Annotated in this window: 13 protein-coding genes; 6 read left to right on the top strand and 7 right to left on the bottom strand. The window is 72.0% G+C overall.

Annotation, left to right across the window (positions count from 1 at the left end):
- Nucleotides 1-29: 29 nt before the first annotated feature.
- The 6 genes from BDW27_RS17565 to BDW27_RS17540 form a co-directional block, all read right to left on the bottom strand.
- Nucleotides 30-2,120, bottom strand: coding sequence for a serine/threonine-protein kinase (locus BDW27_RS17565; protein ID WP_110050331.1), 2,091 nt, complete (start codon nucleotides 2,118-2,120; stop codon nucleotides 30-32).
- A gap of 58 nt (nucleotides 2,121-2,178) precedes the next feature.
- Nucleotides 2,179-4,464, bottom strand: a complete 2,286-nt coding sequence (locus BDW27_RS17560; protein WP_233515796.1) for a serine/threonine-protein kinase — start codon at nucleotides 4,462-4,464, stop codon at nucleotides 2,179-2,181.
- Between the two features lie 125 nt (nucleotides 4,465-4,589).
- Entirely contained in the window at nucleotides 4,590-5,885 is a 1,296-nt protein-coding gene (locus BDW27_RS17555; protein ID WP_110050329.1) for a hypothetical protein, read from the bottom strand.
- Nucleotides 5,878-7,896 (bottom strand): hypothetical protein, encoded by a 2,019-nt coding sequence (locus BDW27_RS17550; RefSeq protein ID WP_233515795.1) that lies wholly within the window; start codon nucleotides 7,894-7,896, stop codon nucleotides 5,878-5,880. Before BDW27_RS17550 ends, BDW27_RS17555 begins: the two co-directional genes overlap by 8 nt.
- A 150-nt stretch (nucleotides 7,897-8,046) precedes the next feature.
- Nucleotides 8,047-10,770 carry an aconitate hydratase AcnA gene (gene acnA / locus BDW27_RS17545; RefSeq protein ID WP_017544979.1) on the bottom strand — a complete coding sequence of 908 codons (2,724 nt, stop codon included), beginning with the start codon at nucleotides 10,768-10,770 and terminating at the stop codon, nucleotides 8,047-8,049.
- Between the two features lie 378 nt (nucleotides 10,771-11,148).
- Nucleotides 11,149-12,084: an LLM class F420-dependent oxidoreductase gene (locus BDW27_RS17540; protein ID WP_110050325.1), complete on the bottom strand. Its 936-nt coding sequence runs from the start codon at nucleotides 12,082-12,084 to the stop codon at nucleotides 11,149-11,151.
- Nucleotides 12,085-12,218: 134 nt separating this feature from the next.
- Here BDW27_RS17540 and BDW27_RS17535 point away from each other — a divergent pair, with 134 nt between their 5' ends.
- The 5 genes from BDW27_RS17535 to BDW27_RS17515 all read left to right on the top strand — a co-directional run bounded on the left by BDW27_RS17535 (nucleotide 12,219) and on the right by BDW27_RS17515 (nucleotide 17,244).
- Nucleotides 12,219-12,809, top strand: coding sequence for an RNA polymerase sigma factor (locus BDW27_RS17535; RefSeq protein ID WP_110050324.1), 591 nt, complete (start codon nucleotides 12,219-12,221; stop codon nucleotides 12,807-12,809).
- The gene (locus tag BDW27_RS17530; RefSeq protein WP_110050322.1) at nucleotides 12,806-13,606 is read left to right on the top strand and encodes a zf-HC2 domain-containing protein; all 801 of its coding nucleotides are present in this window, start codon (nucleotides 12,806-12,808) and stop codon (nucleotides 13,604-13,606) included. Before BDW27_RS17535 ends, BDW27_RS17530 begins: the two co-directional genes overlap by 4 nt.
- Nucleotides 13,603-14,508: an ATP-binding cassette domain-containing protein gene (locus BDW27_RS17525; RefSeq protein ID WP_110050320.1), complete on the top strand. Its 906-nt coding sequence runs from the start codon at nucleotides 13,603-13,605 to the stop codon at nucleotides 14,506-14,508. The genes BDW27_RS17530 and BDW27_RS17525 overlap by 4 nt, the downstream gene beginning before the upstream one ends.
- The gene (locus tag BDW27_RS17520) at nucleotides 14,505-16,034 is read left to right on the top strand and encodes a hypothetical protein (RefSeq protein ID WP_110050318.1); all 1,530 of its coding nucleotides are present in this window, start codon (nucleotides 14,505-14,507) and stop codon (nucleotides 16,032-16,034) included. Before BDW27_RS17525 ends, BDW27_RS17520 begins: the two co-directional genes overlap by 4 nt.
- Before the next feature lie 277 nt (nucleotides 16,035-16,311).
- Nucleotides 16,312-17,244, top strand: coding sequence for a DMT family transporter (locus tag BDW27_RS17515; protein WP_110050317.1), 933 nt, complete (start codon nucleotides 16,312-16,314; stop codon nucleotides 17,242-17,244).
- 92 nt (nucleotides 17,245-17,336) lie between these two features.
- On the opposite strand, the gene BDW27_RS17510 is transcribed toward BDW27_RS17515, so the two are convergent.
- Nucleotides 17,337-17,708 carry a DUF427 domain-containing protein gene (locus tag BDW27_RS17510; protein WP_110050315.1) on the bottom strand — a complete coding sequence of 124 codons (372 nt, stop codon included), beginning with the start codon at nucleotides 17,706-17,708 and terminating at the stop codon, nucleotides 17,337-17,339.
- A gap of 148 nt (nucleotides 17,709-17,856) precedes the next feature.
- On the opposite strand from BDW27_RS17510, the gene BDW27_RS17505 reads away from it, so the two are divergent.
- Nucleotides 17,857-20,217: a M64 family metallopeptidase gene (locus BDW27_RS17505; protein WP_110050313.1), complete on the top strand. Its 2,361-nt coding sequence runs from the start codon at nucleotides 17,857-17,859 to the stop codon at nucleotides 20,215-20,217.
- The last annotated feature ends 239 nt before the right edge of the window (nucleotides 20,218-20,456 follow it).

The following is a 20,456-nucleotide window of genomic DNA, read 5'->3' as shown; positions in this document are numbered from 1 at the left end:
GGGCCCCGTGGCCGCCGAGCCGATCCGCCTCAGTAGGCCTTGCGGGGCGGGCGCGAGCAGAGCTCGCGTGCGCGGCGGATGTCGGCGTCCATGCTCCGCAGGCCCGCTGCCAGAGCCTGTCCCTGGAGGGGGATGTTGCGCAGGCGAAGGTCGCGCGCCTCGCGAACGGCGCTCCCGTTCTCCCTGAACACCATGATCAGAGCGACTCCCCCCGCCGCGAGCGAGGACAGGAAGAACAGCGTCCCCAGCCCCGACCCGTTCATCGCCGCACCCAGGACGAGGGACAGGAAGAAGAAGATGATGGCGGCCGCCACGAACACGGACCTGATCCTGGAGATCTGCCCCGCCTCGGTGGCCTCGGCGGCCAACGAGTCGTGTTCCCGTCGCAGCGACTCCCGCTGCGTGGCCCAGACCCCGCGCTGACGGATCAGGGTCACGACGGCCGACAACGAGCCGTAGACCGCCGCCGCGTACCCCGCCCGCTGGGCTCCCGAGGCCAGCTCCACGCGCGACCAGAGCGCGCTGGTCCAGTCGGCCGCGCCGGGCATGTCCCCCGGGTCCGGGGGCACCATGAGGTCGGGGTTGAGCAGGAAGGTGAGCGCCAGCGCCGGGTCCATGCGCCCCTCGAACCCGCGCCAGCCGTTGAGGTTCTGCGCCAGCTCCCGGTGGAAGGCCATCCCGGTCCGCTCGGCCTCCTCGACGTCCTCTGCCAGCCGGCGCAGCTCCGGAGCGTCCTCGTGCCGGTGCTCCGACATCTGCCGCAGCAGCTGGGGCCGGGCCAACAGCATGAGTTCGTTGGCCTCGTGACCGCCGGTGATGAGCGGGCGCGGGTCGTGGAAGAGCTGGCGCAGCCCCGCGAGGCTGAGCTCGTGCCCCCGGAAGAGGGGTGGCAGGTCCGGGCTGGCCTGGGCGACGAAGGAGGCCACGGCCAGGTTCGCGTCCCGGACCTCGCGGCGGAACAGTGAGCGGTCCACCTTGGTGTCGTTGATGTCGTTCATGACCCAGGACCCGAGCATGGCCCGCTCGGCCGGGTCTCCGAGTACCATCACCGCCTCCGACCAGTGCTCCTGCATGGCCGCGGCCAGGGGCTCGATGCGGGAGAAGCGCACCCCGGCGAACCGGTAGGGCGGGGCCTCCTCCCCTGTGTCGGAGTCGGGCGCGGGCGGCCCGTAGGAGTTCTGCGACCGCACCAGGGACGGCGGCGGTGTGAGGTACGCGGGCCGTCCGGAGGGAGGCGCGGCGGCGTGGTGGGGAGGGGGCTCGGGGGTCGGTCCGGCACCGCCCTGGTCCGCGGTCCGGCCGTCGGGAGTGGGAACGGTACCCGCGACCAGGTGGTGGAGCAGGGCGGGCGCGTCGGGGCGCCGCTTCGGGTTCTTGTCCAGGCAAGCCAGGATCGTGCCCAGCAGGGGCCCGGACAGGTCGCCCGTGTCGGGTTCCCCGGAGAGCACCTTGGCGATGCGCGCGGCCTGGGTGGGACCGTGGAAGGCGTCCCTGCCGGTGCCGGCGAACACCAGCACCGAGGCCCAGGAGAAGACGTCCACGGCCGCGGTGAGGCGCATGCCCTCCAGCTGTTCGGGGGCCATGTACCCGACCGTGCCGACGATGCCGCTCGCGGTCACGGAGGTGGACTCCACGGCGCGGGCGATCCCGAAGTCGATCACCCGGGGCCCGTCCGGGGCGAGCATGATGTTGTCCGGTTTCAGGTCCCGGTGCACCACGCCCGCCGCGTGGATGGCCGCGAGCGCGGTGGCCGTGGCGATGGCCAGGCGCTGGAGCTCGGCTCCGGTGCGCGGTCCCTCGACGGTCACGGCCCGGTGGAGCGTGGGGCCGTCGATGAACTCGGTGGCGATCCACGGCTGGGCGGCGTCGGGGTCCGCGTCCAGGATCTCCGCGATGCAGAACCCGCTCACCCGGCGGGCCTGCTCCACCTCGGCCGCGAAGCGGCGCCGCATGTCCGCGTCGCCGGACCAGTTGGCGTGCAGGAGCTTGACGGCGGCTCGGGTGCCGTCCCCGGCCTCGCCGAGGAACACCTCCCCGAAGCCGCCCCTGCCCAGCGATCGCGTCAGGGTGTACGGACCGACCGCGCGGGGGGCGGGCGTCAAGTCCGTGGTCTCGTCCACGAGCGCGTCCTTCCTTCTCTTGTCGTGTCGCCCGAGCAGGGCCCGTGTCCGCCGGGGCTCAGCTGGAGGTGATCGCGCGCGCCTGGGCCAGGTCCGCGCGGATGCGCTCCACGCCCGTGGTCAGCTGGGGCAGCTGGTGGTTGGAGTTGTGCAGGTCCAGGAGCCGCCGCCGTTGGCGGTCGGCGGTGCCGCACATCACCAGCCGTGTCGCGAAGGCGCCGACCATGCCGACCAGCCCCAGCATCGCGACCCACATCAGGAGGTCGGCGAACGCGTCCCACGGGGTCAAGGAGAGGACGAGTCCCAGGGGCAGACCGAGGAGGGAGATCCGGCACCAGCGGATGATCCGTCCGGTCCGGTTCTGGAGCTCCACCTTGTTCACGAGCTCCTCGTGGGTGGTGGACACCTCGGAGTAGCGGGTCTCCCAGTAGCGGCGCTGCCTGGCCAGGGCCTGGAGGGTGCCCAGCGAGCCGTAGACCGCCGCCGCGTACCCGGCGTTCTCGGGGGTCCCGGAGTTGGACACGCGCTGCCACAGGATGTCCACCCACTCGGCGACCCCGGTGTCGCCGTTGTCGTCGGGCGGGACCATCAGCTGCGGGTTCAGGAGGAGGGCCAGCACCAGCGCCGGGTTGACGTTGGGCTGGCTCGACCGCCACCCGACGAGCCGCTGCGAGAGCTGTTCGTGCAGGAGGGTTCCGGAGCGCTCGGCGCGGTCCAGGTGTTCGGCCAGCCTCTGGTACTCGGCGCTCTCGGGGCCCTGGTGGGCGCTGAGGACGCGCAGGAGTTCGGGGCGGGCCAGCAGGACCATCTCGTTGCTGAGCGGGGCGCCGGTCAGGAGGGGGCCGGGGTCGGCGAAGAGCGCCCGGAGCTCGGCCAGGGACACGCCCCGGCCTCGGAAGACCGGAGGCAGGTCGGGGCGGGTCTGGGCGATGAAGGAGGCGACCGCGAGGTTGGCGTCCCGGACCTCGCGCCGGAAGAGGGAACGGTCGACGATGGCGTCGCCGAGGTCGTCCATGAGCCAGGCGCCCAGGGCCGCGCGCTCGACGGGGTCACTGAAGACCTGGACCGCGGCGCCCCAGTTCTGCTGCATGGCCTCGGCCAGGCCGCCGGGTTCGTGGAAGCGGACGCTGACGAAGTGGTACGGAGGCGTGGCCCCGGAGTGCCCGGTGTTCGGGGTGTGGAATCCGCTGGGGGGCGCGGGGTAGGGACCCGACGCGGCAGAGGGGTACGCGCCGTTGGGCGGCGGGGTGTGCGCCCCGCTGGGAGGCGCGGGGTAGGGGCCGGACTGCCGGGCGTGTGCGACGCCCTCCCGCGCGTCGGACGGGGACATCCGCGTGTAGGTACGGGTGGGGGCGGCATCGGCCTCCCCGGCCACCCTGGTGGGGTTGGGGGGGTTCGCACCGGCGGACGGCTGACCGGCGACCCTGGTGTGGTCGACGCCGATCCGGGTCCGGGCGTCCGGCCGGTCGGCACCGGGGGCGATCGTCGTGGGCGTGTGGTCGCCGCCGGATCCGGCGGCGCGGACCGGACCGTTCCCGGCCGGGGCGGAGATGAGCCACCTCATGAGGGTCTCGGCGTCGGGCCGGGCCGAGGGCTCCTTGTCCAGGCAGGCCCGGATGGTCTCGGCGAACGCTCCGTCCAGTCCTGCGAGGTCGGGTTGTCCGCCGAGGATGCGGGCGATGCGAGCGGCCTGGGTGGGGCCGGGGAAGGCCTCCCGGCCGGTGGCGGCGAACACCATGACCGAGGCCCAGGCGAAGACGTCCACGGCGGCGGTCAGCCGGGCGCCCTCCAGCTGTTCGGGGGCCATGTAGCCGATGGTGCCGACCACCCCGCTGGCCGTGACGGAGGTCGACTCCACGGCGCGGGCGATCCCGAAATCGATCACCCTCGGTCCGTCCGGGGCGAGCATGATGTTGTCCGGCTTCAGGTCCCGGTGCACCACGCCCGCCGCGTGGATGGCGGCCAGGGCGGTCGCGGTTCCGACGGCCAGGCGCTGGAGCTCCACTCCCGTGCGCGGGCCGTCGGCTTCGACGGAGGCCTGGAGGGTGGGGCCGTCGATGTACTCGGTGGCGATCCACGGCTGGGCTGCGTCGGGGTCCGCGTCCAGGATCGCGGCGACGCAGAAGCCGCTCACCCGCTGGGCCTGCTCCACCTCGGCGGCGAAGCGGCGCCGCATGTCCGCGTCCCCGGACCAGCTCGCGTGCAGGAGCTTCACTGCGGCACGGGTGCCGTCCTCCGCCTCGCCGAGGAACACCTCGCCGAAACCGCCCCGCCCCAGGGAGCGCAGAAGTCGGAAGCCACCGGCCTCCTCCACTCGCATGCCCTGGCCCTGAGGGTCGTCCACAGCCCGCCCCGTCTCTCGTACGTCGTTTCCCGGCCCCGAGCGGGGCGCCATGTCAGGGTGCCACAGTGAACTGACCGCCCGTACACGGACTCGGTTCCACCCCCGGCGCATCCGATACCGCGCCGTTACCTGCGGGTGCGCCCGTGGTCGCCTCGCAGGACGCGATCGACCAGGTCGTCCCGCAGAGCGCCGTAACCCGTGGCCGCCCAGACGCTCTCGTCGGCCGGTACCTCGTAGTAGGGCACCTCACTCCCCCGGTGCTGATCGGGCAGTACGCGCGGGCGGCCGCGGCCCCGCACCGCCCTGGCGCACTCCGCGCACAGCGGGACGCGGATGGTGCGGGTGCCGCCGAACTCACGCCAGTCGGTCTGCTTGGTGGTGGTGCCGTGCAGGGGGTTGGCGTAGCAGTGCACCCGGGGCCTGCGGGACCTGGACCGGCTGCGCAGGATGGCGTCCTCGGCCATGTCGAGCAGAACGAGGACCCCGACGGCGTCGGGCAGGGAGGGTTCGGTCGCGAGCATGCGATCGTGGACCTTGGCCGCGGCGGAGCGGGCGTCCAGGGCGTGCTGGAGGAGCCGGGTGGCCTCCTCGTTCTGGGAGCGCGAACGCAGCTGGCCCAACCGCTCCCCCAGTTCGACGAGGTCCGTGGCGCCCCGCTCCACCAGCCGGTCCAGGGCGGCGCGGTCGGCGTTGTCGAACCCGGCGTGCTGGGTGACGGCCAGGGCTGGCAGCGAGGGCACCCTGGCGCGGCGGGAGCGCCAGACCGCGCCGACGGCCAGGAGGAGCGCCAGGGCGGCGACAGACGGCCACAGCCAGCCGGGCGCGCCCGTGCCGTCGCCCCGCCAGAAACCGGACATCGGTCCGGCGGCGTCCTCCCGCTGTTCGTCGTAGGCCTCGGTTGCGGCGGTGTAGGCGGCCTCGGGGTCCTCGGACAGGGCCGACTCCACCGAGACCTCGACCAGCTCACCGAGGTTGCCGCTGAACCCTGTGGCGTAGGAGGAGGTGAGGGCGCCGTAGTGGGCGGGAAGGTCCGTTCCGCTCCCGTAGTCCCACCCGTGCATGCGGTCGTTGGCGAACACCAGGATGTGGGCCCGGCCGCCGCCCATGTGGTCGTGGACCAGGACGGCGAGGTTCTCGGGGTCGCCGTCCCAGGTGTCCCCTTCCACCATCGGTACCGCGACCACGTACAGGGGCAGGTCGGAGCCCTCGATGAGTGCGACGGCCTCCTGACGGACCTCCTCCGGCAGGGCACCGGAGTAGGCGGGGTCGACGTGGACCGGCGACTCGGCGAGGGCGGAGGTGATCGCCTCGGTGGCGTTCTCCGGCACGGTGTCGGCCGGTGCGGCGGCGACGGGTGCCGTACCCATGAGGGTAAGGGCCAGAACCGCGCCCAGGACGGAGGGCACCTCGAACCTACGCATCGCTCTCCTCCAGAATCCCGTCGACGAGGCCGCGCTGCGTCGATCCGTAGTTGGTGTGCACCCAGACGCGGTCCAGGCTCAGGTGCGGGACCCAGGCCCCGCCGATCCGCAGCTCCAGCACGCGCGCGGTACGGGCGTCGTTCTGGAGGCCCAGGCAGGTGTCGCACAGCGGGCGGCGCCCCGGCACGACCTTGACCCTCCCGACCCGGTCCGCCCGGCCGTGCAGGGGGTTGGCCGAGCAGACCGGCCGCCGTCCGGCCCCGGGGTCACCGGAGATGCCCGCACGGGCGCGCCGGGCCAGGACCGTGACCCCGAGGAGGTCGAGGGCGTCCGTGGGGCGCCGGAGCACGACCAGGGCGGCGTCGGCGTCGCGCATGGCCGACGCGGGAACCTCGCCGTTCCCGGCCGCCTCCAGCTCCTGGACCATGGCGTGGGTCTCCGACAACGCGAGTCGGCGCAGCGCCCGCGCCCCCATCCGCGTTCGACCGCCGACCGTGCCCCCGCGCACGGCGCGCACGGTGGCCACCAGGAGGAGCAACGCGCCGAAGACGAGCCCGGAGAGGAGGGGCCCGACCACGAGGAGGCAGGGCAGGAAGCCGTCACCGAGGAACCGTTCGGACCTCGGCCCGGGGTCCTCGTCGTAGGAGTGGGCGAAGAGGGGTTCGGTGTCGGGCTGACCGGGGTCGGTGGGCAGCGCGGTGAGGGCGGGCAGCGCGGCCTCGACGGCCTCGGCCGGGGTGTCGGCGACCACGTCTCGGACGGCCAAGCTCAGGGCGTAGGCGTCGATGCCCAGGCCCGAGGACCCTGCAGCGAGTTCGACCCTGCCCTCGAAGTCGGTGGTGGCGACCACGTACACGGACGGTCCCTCGGTGAGCGCGGCCAGCGAGTACGCCAGCACCTCGGGGTCCCCCTCCGACTCGTCGGACGGGCTCATGGACATCACCAGGGCGCGGACCGGGATCTCGGCGTCCTCCAACCGCTCGGCGGTGGCGGTCAGGCCGGTGCGGTCCATCGTGACCAGGGGCGCGACGTACAGCGGCGCGGACCCGGTCTCAGAGACCAGGCGTTCGACCCGCTCGGTGTTGGCGACGTACGGCGGGACGGACTGGACGTCCGGAGTCTCCCAGGCGGTCTCCACCCCTCCCTTGGGCACGCTCATCATGTAGGCGTAGGGCCCGGCGACCGCGGCACCGGCCAGGGCCAGGGTGAGCACGGACACCACGGTCACCTCGTGGCGCCGCCGACGGCCGCGCACGGAGCGCCACCACACCCAGACCACACCCGTCCCGAGCAGGAACCCGGAGGAGAGCCCGGAGAGGGTGCCGAGGTTCTCGGCGCCGACCGAACGGGTCGGGTCGACGTCGTCGAGGAACTCCTCCCAGAAGACCGCCAGCGCGCCGGGTTCGGTCCGCCCCTCGTGACCGTCCACGGGCGCGGTGGCCTCGCCCCGCAGGCGTTCGACGAGGACGGCGGCGACCTCGTCGGGACCGGAGTCGTACTCCAGCCTGGGGTCGTCGCTCAGCGAGCGCAGGCTCTCCTCCGCCGGGAGGTCGTAGCCGCGTACCCGCACGTCCTGCGTGTAGGTCTCTGGCCGCAGGTGCACGTACACGCCGTCGCGGTCGAGCCGGTCCATCACCGCGGGCAGGACCGGACCGGTGCCCCAGTCCGACCCCTGTCCGGGGAAGGGGCTGGCGATCACGTGGTAGGGGACGTCGAGGGTGGAGAAGAGGGCGTGCAGCTCCCGCTCCAGTTCGGCCACGTCTCCGAGGCCCGCCAGGGAGTCGTCCACGACGACGGCCGCGCCCTCGGGGCGCTCGGCGAGCTCGTCCGCGTAGTACTCGGCCGGGGTCCGGCTGTCCTCGTGGGCCTCGACCGTCTCGGGTGCTGGTTCGGCCAGGGCCGCGGGCGTCGTGGTGAGCACCGCCAGGAGCGACGCGGCGCACAGCACCAGGGCGCGTCGGAGCAGGTCCGCGCGCCATGAAGGGAGACCTGGTCCGGGGGGCGAGGGCATACCCAGAGCATATCCGGACCTTTCGGTCAGGCCGGAACGCGCGGGGGGCCACAACACGAGAAGGGCCGCCACCGTCGGTCGGACGGTGGCGGCCCTCGAAGCACCGCGTTCGCGCCTGTGGGCACGTGCGGCGGTCTCGAACGCCTCTCGCTACTTGGCGATCAGCTGGCGCAGCACGTACTGGAGGATGCCGCCGTTGCGGTAGTAGTCCGCCTCACCCGGGGTGTCGATCCGCACCACGGCGTCGAACTCGACGCCGGTGTCGGTGGTGACCTTCACCGTGCTGGGGACACGGCCCTCGTTCAGCTCGGTCACGCCGGTGACGGAGAAGGTCTCCTCGCCGGTCAGGCCGAGGGAGTCCGCGGACTCGCCCTCCGGGAACTGGAGCGGCAGGACACCCATACCGATGAGGTTGGAGCGGTGGATGCGCTCGTAGGACTCGGTGATGACCGCGCGGACGCCCAGCAGGCTGGTGCCCTTGGCCGCCCAGTCACGCGAGGAACCGGAACCGTACTCCTTACCGCCCAGGACCACCAGCGGGGTGTCCTGCGCGGCGTAGTTCTGCGCGGCGTCGTAGATGAACACCACCGGCGCGTCGGCCTTGGTGAAGTCGCGGGTGTAGCCGCCCTCGGTGCCCGGCGCGATCTGGTTGCGCAGGCGGATGTTGGCGAAGGTGCCGCGGATCATCACCTCGTGGTTGCCACGACGGGAACCGTAGGAGTTGAAGTCGCGACGCTCCACACCGTTGGCCTTGAGGTACTCGGCCGCCGGGGTGCCCGGCTTGATGGCACCGGCCGGGGAGATGTGGTCGGTGGTGACCGAGTCGCCCAGCTTGGCCAGGACGCGGGCACCGGAGATGTCGGTGACCGGCGCCGGGGTGTGGCCCATGCCCTCGAAGTACGGGGGCTTGCGGACGTAGGTCGAATCGCCCTCCCACTCGAAGGTGTTGCCCGTGGGCGTGGGCAGCTCGCGCCAGCGGTCGTCACCGGCGAACACGTCCGAGTACGCGCTGGCGTACATGTCCGAGGCGATCGCGGAGTCCATGACCTCCTGGATCTCCTCGGCCGTCGGCCAGATGTCGGCCAGGTAGACGGGCTGGCCGTCCTTGCCGGTACCCAGGGGCTCGGTGGTGATGTCGACGTCCATCGACCCGACCAGCGCGTAGGCGACCACCAGCGGCGGCGAGGCCAGGTAGTTCATCTTCACGTCCGGGTTGATCCGGCCCTCGAAGTTGCGGTTGCCGGACAGGACCGCCGAGACGGCGAGGTCGTTGTCCTGGACCGCCTGCGAGATCTCCTCGGGCAGCGGGCCCGAGTTGCCGATGCAGGTGGTGCAGCCGTAGCCGACCAGGTTGAAGCCCAGCTTGTCCAGGTACGGGGTCAGGCCGGAGCGCTCGTAGTAGTCCGTGACGACCTTGGAGCCCGGGGCCATGGAGGTCTTGACCCACGGCTTGCGGGACAGACCCTTCTCGACCGCGTTCTTGGCCAGCAGGGCGGCACCCAGCATGACCGAGGGGTTCGAGGTGTTGGTGCACGAGGTGATCGCGGCGATCACGACGGCGCCGTGGTCGACCTCGGTCTCGGTGCCGTCGGCCATGGTGACCTTGACGGCCTTGTGCGGACGCGCGCCGTTGGGCTCCTGGGCCGGGGAGTCGGAGGCCGGGAAGGACTCCGCGCCGGCCTCGTCGGCCCGGTCGGAGACGTAGTCGCTGATGTCGTGGCGCCAGGTCTGCTTGGCCGCCGACAGGGCGATGCGGTCCTGGGGACGCTTGGGACCGGCGATGGAGGGGACGACCTCGGCGAGGTCGAGCTCCAGGTACTCGGAGAACTCGGGCTCGTTGGCCGGGTCGTGCCAGAAGCCGTTGGCCTTGGCGTAGGACTCGGTCAGGGCGACCTGCTGCTCGGAGCGGCCGGTCAGGCGCATGTACCGGATGGTCTCGTCGTCGACCGGGAAGATCGCGGCGGTGGAACCGAACTCCGGGCTCATGTTGCCGATGGTGGCGCGGTTGGCCAGCGGCACGGAGCCGACGCCCTCGCCGTAGAACTCGACGAACTTGCCGACGACGCCGTGGTCGCGCAGCTTCTCGGTGATGGTGAGCACGAGGTCCGTGGCGGTGGTGCCGGGCTTGAGCTCACCGGTGAGCTTGAAGCCGACCACGCGCGGGATGAGCATGGAGATCGGCTGGCCGAGCATGGCGGCCTCGGCCTCGATGCCACCGACGCCCCAGCCCAGGATGCCCAGGCCGTTCTGCATGGTGGTGTGCGAGTCGGTGCCGACGCAGGTGTCGGGGTAGGCCTGGCCCTTGCGGTCCATGGTGACGCGCGCGAGGTGCTCGATGTTGGCCTGGTGCACGATGCCGGTGCCGGGCGGGACGACCTTGAACTCGTCGAAGGCGGTCTGGCCCCAGCGCAGGAACTTGTAGCGCTCGTAGTTGCGCTCGTACTCGATCTCGACGTTGCGCTCGAAGGCGTCGGGGCGACCGAAGAGGTCGACGACGACGGAGTGGTCGATCACCAGCTCGGCGGGGGCGAGCGGGTTGATCTTGTCCGGGTCGCCGCCCATGTCTCGGACGGCCTCGCGCATGGTGGCGAGGTCGACGACGCACGGGACGCCGGTGAAGTCCTGCATGATCACCCGCGCGGGGGTGAACTGGATCTCCTGGCTGGGCTGGGCCTTGGCGTCCCAGTTGCCGAGGGCCGTGATGTGCTCGGCGGTGACGTTCGCGCCGTCCTCGGTGCGGAGGAGGTTCTCCAGCAGCACCTTCAGGCTGTAGGGAAGTCGGTTGTAGCCCTTGACGGCGTCCAACCGGAAGATCTCATACGACTCGTCGCCAACGCGCAACGTGTCACGGGCGCCGAAGCTGTTCGCGGACACGGTGTCTGCCTCCTGATCTCGCCACTTTGTCCCCAGCATCCTGCCCCATGGGGTGGATGCGGGACCTACTGAGGCCGCCCTAACCGGATCACCGGGGCACGGGGGTCGCGGATGAGCACCCCCATCGCCTCCGTGATCCATCAGGGCCGCTTTGACCTGCGACGACGCCACATCGTCACCGGTCGCGGCCGACTGGCCGCGGACACTCACGGGCCCGGGACGCGCTGCCGAAAAGCGGTCGACCTCACAGGCCCGAGCCGGGAGCGGGTGGGGGGAACCCCGCTGTTATCTTGATGTCAAGGTATCCAACTTGTATCTCGATATCAAGTTATCGGGTGGGGCGCATCCCCCTCGGACACCCCCCGTGCCCGGTCCCGTTCAGTCCAGCTGCGGTGCCACCGCCGAGGCGACCAGCTCCAGGTGGTCGAGGTCGGACAGGTCCAGGACCTGCAGGTACATTCTCTCCGCACCGGCGGCCGCGAACCGGCCGATCCGCTCCACGATCTCGTCGGGGGTACCGGCGAGACCGTTCTGGCGCAGCTCCGACACGTCGCGGCCGATCCGGGCGGCCCGCCTGGACACCTCCGCCTCGTCACGCCCCGCACACAGCACCTGCGCCGCCGAGTACACCATCGGCACCGTGCGACCGGACGCCCGGACAGCGTCAGCGGTGCGCCCGAAGGCCGCCTCGGTGTCCTCCAGCGAGCAGAACGGAACGTTGTACTCGTCGGCGAACTTGGCCGCCAGCCTCGGCGTGCGCTTGGGGCCCGTCCCTCCGATCAGCACCGGCGGGTGCGGACCCTGCTGCGGCTTGGGCAGGGCCGGTCCCTGCGCCAGCCGGAAGTGCCTGCCCTCGTACCGGAAGGTGTCCCCCACCGGGGTGGACCACAACCCCGTGATGATGTCGAGCTGTTCCTCGTAGCGGTCGAACCGCTCCCGCGCGGAGTCGGGGAAGGGGATCCCGTAGACCGCGTGCTCCTCCTCGAACCAGCCCGCGCCGAAACCGAACTCGACCCGGCCGCCGCTCATGCGGTCGACCTGCGCGACGGAGATGGCCAGCGGGCCGGGGTGGCGGAAGGTCGCCGCCGTCATCAGGGTGCCCAGACGGATCCGGGAGGTCTCCCTGGCCAGACCGGCCAGGGTGATCCACGCGTCAGTCGGACCGGGGAGCCCGCTGACATGGTCGCCCATCGACAGATAGTGATCAGACCGGAACAGGGCGTCAAACCCGAGGTCCTCAACGGCTCGGGCGACGGCGAGCTGGTCCTCGTAGGTGGCCCCCTGCTGGGGTTCAAGGAAGATCCTCAGGCGCATACGCCCCATTTTCTCCCACCGCACCGACCGTTCGGAAACCGCCGCGCGGGTACTGTGGAAAAGCCGAGGTCAGCGCCGACGGATCCCGGCCCCCGCCTGAACCGTTCCGTCCCCGACCCGCGATAGCCCTCCACGTGAAGCTTCTCCGCCGCGCACGACGACGCGCACCCGCCTACGGACCCGACAGCGCCGATCCCGTGCTGCTGTCCGCCGTCGCAGCCGGAGAGACCGAAGCCCTGGAGATCCTGCACCGAAGACACGCTCCCTGGCTGCGGGCCCGACTGCGCTACCGCTGCTCCGACAACGACCAACTCGACGCCGCCCTCCAGGAGACCTTCCTGGCGGTGTGGCGCAACGCCGGTTCCTTCACCCCCCGCCCGGGGGACAACGACGCCGGGGCCTGGCTGTGGACCATCGCGATCCGCCAGCTCATCTCCCAGCTGCGCAAACGCGCCAACCGTTGGATCGCCGAGAGCGAACCCGAACCGTACGAGACGATCGGCGACGCGTCCGCCGAGGACACCGTGCTGCTCAACATCGAGCACGGCCCCCTGGGCGCCGCCCTGCACGAGCTCTCCCCCGAACTGCGCTCGGCGATCCAGGCCACCGTGCTCGACGGCCTGACCGTGCGGGAGGCGGCGGAGATCCTCCAGATACCCGAGGGAACCGTGAAGACACGGGTCATGCGCGCCAAGGCGCGGCTACGGGAGGCACTGACCACATGAGCTGGCACCTGACCCACGACCAACTCCACCGGTACGCGGCGCACACCGCCGACGACGTCACCGCGATGTCCGCCGAGGCCCACCTGACGCACTGCGCCCACTGCCGTTCCCTCCTGCCCGCCGACGAGGACTGGCTGGACCGCAGCTGGGCCGACCTGCGCGACGTCGTTGACCAGCCCCGGCGCGGCGCGGTCGAACGCCTGCTCTCCGCGATCGGCCTGCGCGAGAACACCGCCAAACTCCTGGCCGCCACCCCGCAGCTCTACCGGGCCTGGCTGGGCGCCACCGTGCTCGTGCTGACCATGGCGTTGGCCGTCGCGCACGAGGTGCCGCGCGGCTCCCTGCTGTTCTCCATCACCGCGCCGGTCGTGCCCCTGATCGGGGTGGCCCTCGCCTACGGGCGGGGGGTGGACCCGGCACACAGCCTCACGTCCGTCACACCCCTGGCGGGGTACCGGCTCCTCTTCCTGCGCACGGCGGCGGTCCTGGTACCCGCCCTGGTGCTGTGCACCACGGCGGCGCTCCTGATGCCCTCGGTCTCCACGCTGTCAGAGGCGGTCTTCTGGCTGCTGCCCGCGCTGGCCATGGTGGCCGGGTGTCTGGCGCTGAGCCGGTGGATGGCGCTGAGCCTGGCCGGAGGGGGCGTCGGCGCCGCGTGGCTGCTCGCCCTGGTCCTGCTCGGGGCGACCGACGGCCTCGACCCGATGCTGCTGTTCACACCGACCGCGCAGGCCAGCTGGGCGACGGCGCTCGCCCTGTTGGCCGGGGTCGTCCTGCTCCGGGTGAGGGCCGCGTGACCACCGGCACCACGGGCGAGGGGGTCTCGACAGCGAACCGGGTCAGCGTGAGCGGGCTGGTCCGCAGCTACGGCACACGCCGGGCCCTCGACGGGATCGACCTGGAACTGGGGCCGGGGGTGACCGGTCTGCTCGGGCGCAACGGCGCGGGCAAGACTACGCTGATGCGCTGCCTGGCCACCGACCTGGAGGCCACCGGCGGCCGGATGCGGGTGCTGGGACGCGACCCGGAACGGTCCGCGGACCGCACCGAGATCCGCCGCCGGATGGGTTACCTGCCGCAGTTCCCCTCGTTCTACCCGCACTTCACCGTGTTCGGACTGCTGGACTACGTGGCGGTGCTCAAGGAACTGGGCGGGCGCCGGGAACGCCACGACGAGGTCCGCCGCGCCATGCGCAGGGTGGACCTGTACGACCGCAGGCACAGCCGGGTGCGCCGTCTGTCCGGCGGTATGCGCCAGCGCCTGGGGCTGGCGGCGGCGCTGCTCGGCGACCCCGAGCTCCTCCTGCTCGACGAGCCCACGATCGGCCTGGACCCCGAACAGCGCATCCGGTTCCGCGACCTCGTCTCCGAACTCGCGGTGCGCAGCACGGTGGTGCTCTCCACGCACCAGATCGAGGACGTGGCCGCGCTGTGCCGTCGGGTGCTGTGCCTGGACCAGGGCCGGGTGATCTTCGACGGCACACCCGGGGAGCTGGTGGCCCGGGCGCGCGGCCGGGTGTGGGAGCAGGGTTCGCGCCCCGAGGAGGGCGTGACCTCCTGGCGGCTGGCGGACGGCCGCTACCGGGTGCTCGTGCCCGAGGGCGTCGAGAACCCGGACTCTGCGGCGCGCGTCCCGGTGGAGCCGTCGCTGGAGGACGCCTATCTTCTGCTCACCGGGGCACGGAGCCGTACCCGGTGAGCGGCGTCCCGACCTTCTGGGCGCTGACCCGGTTCAACCTGCGCCACCTGCTGGTGAGCCCGGTGTTCCTGGTCGTGGTGCCCGTGGCCCTGGTCGGGCTCGTGTACTCGGCGTACCGGCCTCCGATGCCGACCTGGTCCGATCTGATCGACCAGGTCAGGCTCCAGGCGCTGGGGCTGGCCGCGGTGATGTTCGCTGTCACGACCTTCCCGGCGATCCGGGAGGTGCGCCATTCGGAGGGGTTCGCGCTGCCGTTGTCGGCGCGCGCCCGCCTGTTGTCCCTCTCGCTGGCGTCCGTGCTGGTCACGTCGGTGTGCGTGGGTGTACTGGTCCTCTCCCACCTGGTGGCCAACTCGCAGCCGACCGCCGGGACGGCCAGCCCGCCCGCGGTCCTGGCCCTGTTCGTGCTGGCCTGGTGCGGGCCGCTGGGGGCGGTGGCCAGTGCCGTCTGGACCCGTTCGTACACCCCGCTGGTGGTGTTGCTGCTGCTCGTCCCCGCGTACCTGCTGTACACGGTGACGTCGATGGGGACCAGGGCCGACGAGATCCTGCGGCGGCTGAACGGCGTGGCCCGGTGGGTGCTGGATCCCCTGCCCGTCGCCGAACCCGCCGTGACCGAACTCGGTGTGCTGTCCCTGCTGCACATCTCGTTCATGGCCGCCTTCCTGCTGGTGTTCGCGCTCGCGCGGCGGGAGGGCTCCTGGTTCCTGCGGCCGGTCACTCTGGGGGCGGCGGCGCTCCTGCTCGCGGGGGTGGCCTTCGTCAACGTGTACGCGCAGCGGACCTACTCCTACGAGACGCCCTTCACCGACCAGGACCTGTACGGCGCCGAGGCCGACCCGTGCCGGGTCCGGGAGGGCGTGACCTACTGTCCCCTCCCCGGCTACGAGTCCTGGATCGACTACTGGCACGCCGCGCTCTCTCCCACGGTGGCGCGGATACCCGATCGCGCCCGGGACCGCCTGCCAGTGGTGTGGCAGGGCACCCAGCACCTGCGCCGGGACGTCCGCGAGTTCCAGACCGGCGGACTGGTCCTCCCGCGTTCCGCCCAGCCGTTCCCGCCGCCGGGGACGGTCATCGTGTTCGACGAATGGGACCCCGAGGTCCCCTACTACCGCGACGCCCTGGCCACCGAGGTCACCATGAACGTGCTCGGCCTCCCCCGGCACTGGGACCACTCGTGCTCGGGCGAGGGACAGGCCAGGATCATCCTGGGAGCCTGGCTGGTGTCGGCGGACGAACGGCTCGGCACCGAGGCAGCGGAGGAGTTCCTCTCCTACTACGACCCCTCCGAACTCGACCTGAGCCTGACGCACGCGATCCTCGGCCTCCCCCAGCAGTCCGTCTCCCAGGTGGTGGAGGAGCACTGGGAGTCCCTGCTGTCCGCCGACACCACCACAGAGGAGCTGGCGGAGCTCCTGGAGGTGGCCGACGACACCGTCCCCGCCCCGGCCCGGGCGCCGAACCGGTGGAGCAGTCTCCCCTCCCCGTACGGCTCCGACCAGCGCGACCCCGCCTGCCGCTGACTCCCCGCGGACTCCTGCTCACGCACCATGCGTGTCCGCTCCCACGGCCGGTCGCCGACCTCGGTCAAGGGAACCCCGACGTGTCCGGTCGGCCCGCTTCACGCTACCGTGGGGGCGTGAACTACTACTGGCACAAGGTCCTTCCGCCGCTGTGCGCCTGACCGGGCGCACACGCTGACCTCCCCGAACTCGGAGGCCGCACCGATCCGGTGAGCGGCCGCTGCGTCGTGCGCCCGTCAACGATCCCTTCCCAGGCGTCCAGACGGAAAGTACGAACGTGCCAGACCACACCTCCTCCAACGCCGCGCCGCGATCGACCCCGCACCGGTTCACCGGTGGCGCGCTGCCCATCCTCGGTGCCGCCGTCCTGTGGGGCACCACCGGAACCGCCAGCTCCTTCGCGCCCGACGGCGCGCACCCGGCCGCTATCGGCTCCGCCGGGCTGGTCCTCGGCGGGCTCCTGCTCTTCCTGGCCGGACGGGGCTCCACCGCCCTGGTCACCGGTTCCGACGCCCGGACCCGGTGGGTGCTCCTGCTTGGAGCCGTCGCCGTCGCCGGGTACCCGCTGTCCTTCTACCCCGCCGTAGCCAACGCCGGAGTGGCTGTCGGCACCGTGATCACCCTGGGCAGCGCCCCCGTCTTCTCCGGGCTGCTGGCCTGGTGCGTGGACCGGGCCAGGCCCACCGCGCGCTGGGTGACGGCCACCGTCGCGGCCGTGGTCGGCTGCGCGGTGCTGGTATTGGGCCCCGAACTCACCGGCGCCGCCAGCTCCACCAACACCCTGGGCGTGTTCCTCGCCCTGGTCGCCGGGTTCTCGTACGCGCTGTACGCGATCATCGCCGAGAAGCTGATCCGGCGCGGGCACACGTCCGGCGCGGTCATGGGGACGATGTTCGCCGGGGGCGGCGTCCTCGTGCTGCCCGTGGTGCTGGCCGCGGGAACCGCATGGCTGGCCACGGTGAGCGGCGCGCTGGTCGCCCTGCACCTGGCCCTGTTCACGGTGTTCCTCGCCTACTGGCTGTTCGGCCACGGGCTGCGGCGCACCTCGGCCTCCACCGCGACCACGCTGAGCCTGGCCGAACCCGCCGTGGCGGCGGTGCTGGGCGTGGCCCTGGTGGGTGAACGCCTCCCGCTGGTCTCCTGGTCCGGGCTGGTCGTCCTCGCCCTGGGCCTGGCCGTCCTGAAGGCACCCGGGCCCCGCCGCCGCTAGGCCCCGGGGGTGGCGCCCCGAGGCCGGGGCGCCACCCGTCTCGTCGGCCCGAACCTCCCCCCGCGAGGGCGGTTTCGGCGCATCGGTCCGGGTCAGGTCCCCACGGTGACCTTGACGGGCCCGGGGTAGAAGGCGACATGGTCGGCGATGTCGGAGACGGCGTCGTAGGGCTGCTCGTAGGCCCACACCGCGTCGGTGAGTTCCTCGTCGCCAAGGACCAGGTCGTAGTAGGCGGCGGTGCCCTTGTGGGGACAGTAGGTGGTGGTCGCGCTCCGGCGCAGGACACCGGGGTCGACGTCGGCGAGCGGAACGTACCGCACCGGCGGGTAGCCCGCCTCGCGCAGGGTCAGCGCGGTGGTGCTCCGCGCGATCAACCGGTCCCCGACGCTCACCCGCACCGCCTCGGTGGTGGGTTCGACGGTGATGGGGTGGTCCTCCCCCGGAACTCTGCCGTTCTGTGCCATGAGGGCGCTCCTTCGCTGGTGGTTCCCGGTCCCACCGTACGGCGGGGGGTTATCGAAGTGCTTATGGCCCTTCCCCTGGTAGACGGCGTACGAACGTCAGTACGCTTCCCGGCAACATCCCCCACATCCCCTGATCGAAGGAAACCCCTTGCGCAGATCCGCGGCGGCCCTGGCCGCCCTGTCCCTGCTGGCCACGGCCGCCGTGCTCGACGGCACGGAAGCCCCAGCCGAGGCCGCTCCCCTGGACGGAGCCTCCGTGGTGCCCCTCCAGGTCACCGGTGACCCCTCCGAACGGTTCAACCTGGTCCTGCTGGGCGACGGCTACACCGAGGAGGAGATGCCCCTCTTCCGCGAGCAGGTGGACCAGCACCTCAACGTGCAGTGGAGCATCGAGCCCTTCCGCTCCTACCGGAACTACTTCAACGTCTACCTGGTGGAGACCCCCTCGGCGGAGTCCGGTGTGGACTGCGACCCCGCCCACGGCTGGGAACGGCGGGACACGGCGCTGGGCATGGGGTTCTTCAACGGCTGCGACGAGTCCGCCCTGGAACGCCTGCTCACCGTGGACTCGTCAGCGGCCAACGCCGCCGCCGACATGGTCCCCGGGGTGTCCGCGAACAACCGGCAGATCCTGGCCCTGGCCAACAGCGAGACCTACGGTGGCGCGGGCGGACGCCTGGCCACGGCCTCGTCGGGCAACGCGCTCTCCGCGCTGATCAGCCCCCACGAACTGGCGCACTCGCTGGGTGCGCTCCAGGACGAGTACCCGTACTACTTCCGGGACACCAGTCTGGGCCGCTACACCGGCGCGGAACCCGCTTCGGCCCACCACACCCTCATGAGCTCCGAGCGGATGCTCGACGAGGAGGCCAAGTGGTGGCGCTGGCTCGGTGAGGAGAGCGAGTCCGGCGGCACCATCGGCGCCGCCGACCCGGACGGCCACGAGGGCGGCCTCTACCACTCCGAGGACGTCTGGCGCCCCAGCAACCACTCCATGCTCAAGACCCTGGGCTACTACTTCGACCAGGTCGGGCGAGAGGTGATGACCCATCGGATCTCGGGGCTGCGGGACCGGGCGACCCTGCCGGTCTCGTCCACCCCTGAGGGCGAGGTGGGCGCCGAGGACGCAGTGTGGGTCGAGGGCCCGCACCCCGTCCACCACGAGCTGGACTACACCTGGACGGTGGACGGCGAGGAGCTGACCGACGCCTCCGGCGCGCGCGGTCTGGAACTGGCCGGGCTCGACCTGGAAGCAGGGGCGCGGATCAGCGTCCGGGTCCAGGACCCCACCGAGTTCGTCCGCGACCCCGACATCCGCGCGTCCGCGGCGATGACCCGGACTCTCACGTGGACCGTGGGCGAGTCCCTGGAGCCCGTCGAGGCCGAGGCCGGTTTCACCCGCCACCGCGACACCGAGCGCGCCGTCAGCGCCACCGAGGTGGTCTACGCGGAGACCACCCGCCCCACCGACCGGATCATGGAGGTCGCCTGGGAGCTGGACGGGTCCACCGTGTCCACCTCGACCGACGGCCGCACCCTCGACCTGGGCGAGTTCGACCTCCCGGCCGGTGACCACGTGCTGTCCGCGACCGTGACCGATCCCGAGGGGTCGGGGTCCCAGACCCTCACCTGGACCGTGGACGCCACCGCCCCGAGCGCCCCGCGCGAGCTCTCCGAGGCAGCCGCCACGGTCGCGGGCGGCGAACACCACCTGTACCTCAACGAGTTCTCCATGCGCCTGTCCCCCGAGGACGACGGCGAGGGCCACGTGGTCGGTGAGTTCCGGGTCGACGGAGACGGCTGGCACCACTACTACGGCTGGCCGGAGGACTCCGAGGCGCCGTTCCGGTTCACCCCGGACGGGACCAACGTCGACGACCTCGTCTACGGGAGCCTCGGCAGCGGCGGCCTGTCCATGGCGGTCTTCGAGGTCGACTCCCACGAGCCCGGTTGGGGCACCCACACCGTGGAGCACCGGGCGATCGACTCGGCGGGCAACATCGGCTCCCCGGAGTCCTTCACGGCGACGGTCGTACCCGGCGCGGAGCTGGAGTGCACCGAGACCGTGAGCGGCGCGGTCAACGGCGGCCTGCGGGTCGATGAGGGCGTGGTCTGCCTCGACGGCGCCGACGTGCGCGGCAAGGTCACCGTGACCGGGGGCGCGTCCCTCGTGGTCGAGGGTGGATCCCTGAGGGGCGGCCTGTCCGCCTCCGGCGCCCACACCGTGCGACTCTCCGGCACCCAGGTGAGCGGCGCGGTGTCGATCTCCGGCACCACCTCCGAGGTGACGCTCCTGGGTTCCAGTCTTTCGGGCGCGCTGGCGCTGAACGACAACACCCAGGTGCCCGCCGACACCTGGTCCGGTGAGGCGAGCGGCTACGGGCCGGTCCTGGCCGGGAACACCGTGCGCGGCTCCGTGGCCTGTTCCGGCAACAACCCGGCCGTGACCGACTTCGGTGCGGCCAACGACGTCACGGGCTCCGTCGCGGGGCAGTGCTCCGACCTGTGACACCACCGCCCGCGCGTCCCGTCCGGCGCGCGGGCGGCCTTCGCACGACGAGGGCCCGGGACCACTGTGGTCCCGGGCCCTTCGTACGGCTCCGGTCCGGCTCCGCGCCGGACGACGCCAGCCGGGGTCTGCGCCCCGGTCAGGGGTCCTAGGCCGTGTTTTTTGGATCATTCCGCGCTCGCGACCACCAGGCTGCCTCTCACTGCGCCGATGAAGCTCGGACAGCCAAACCCGGGCGG

The sequence above is a fragment of the Nocardiopsis sp. L17-MgMaSL7 genome (genome assembly GCF_003182025.1).
Lineage (GTDB): Bacteria > Actinomycetota > Actinomycetes > Streptosporangiales > Streptosporangiaceae > Nocardiopsis > Nocardiopsis prasina.
Note: the sequence above shows the minus strand (reverse complement) of the source record. Positions and strands in the feature narration are given on the sequence as shown.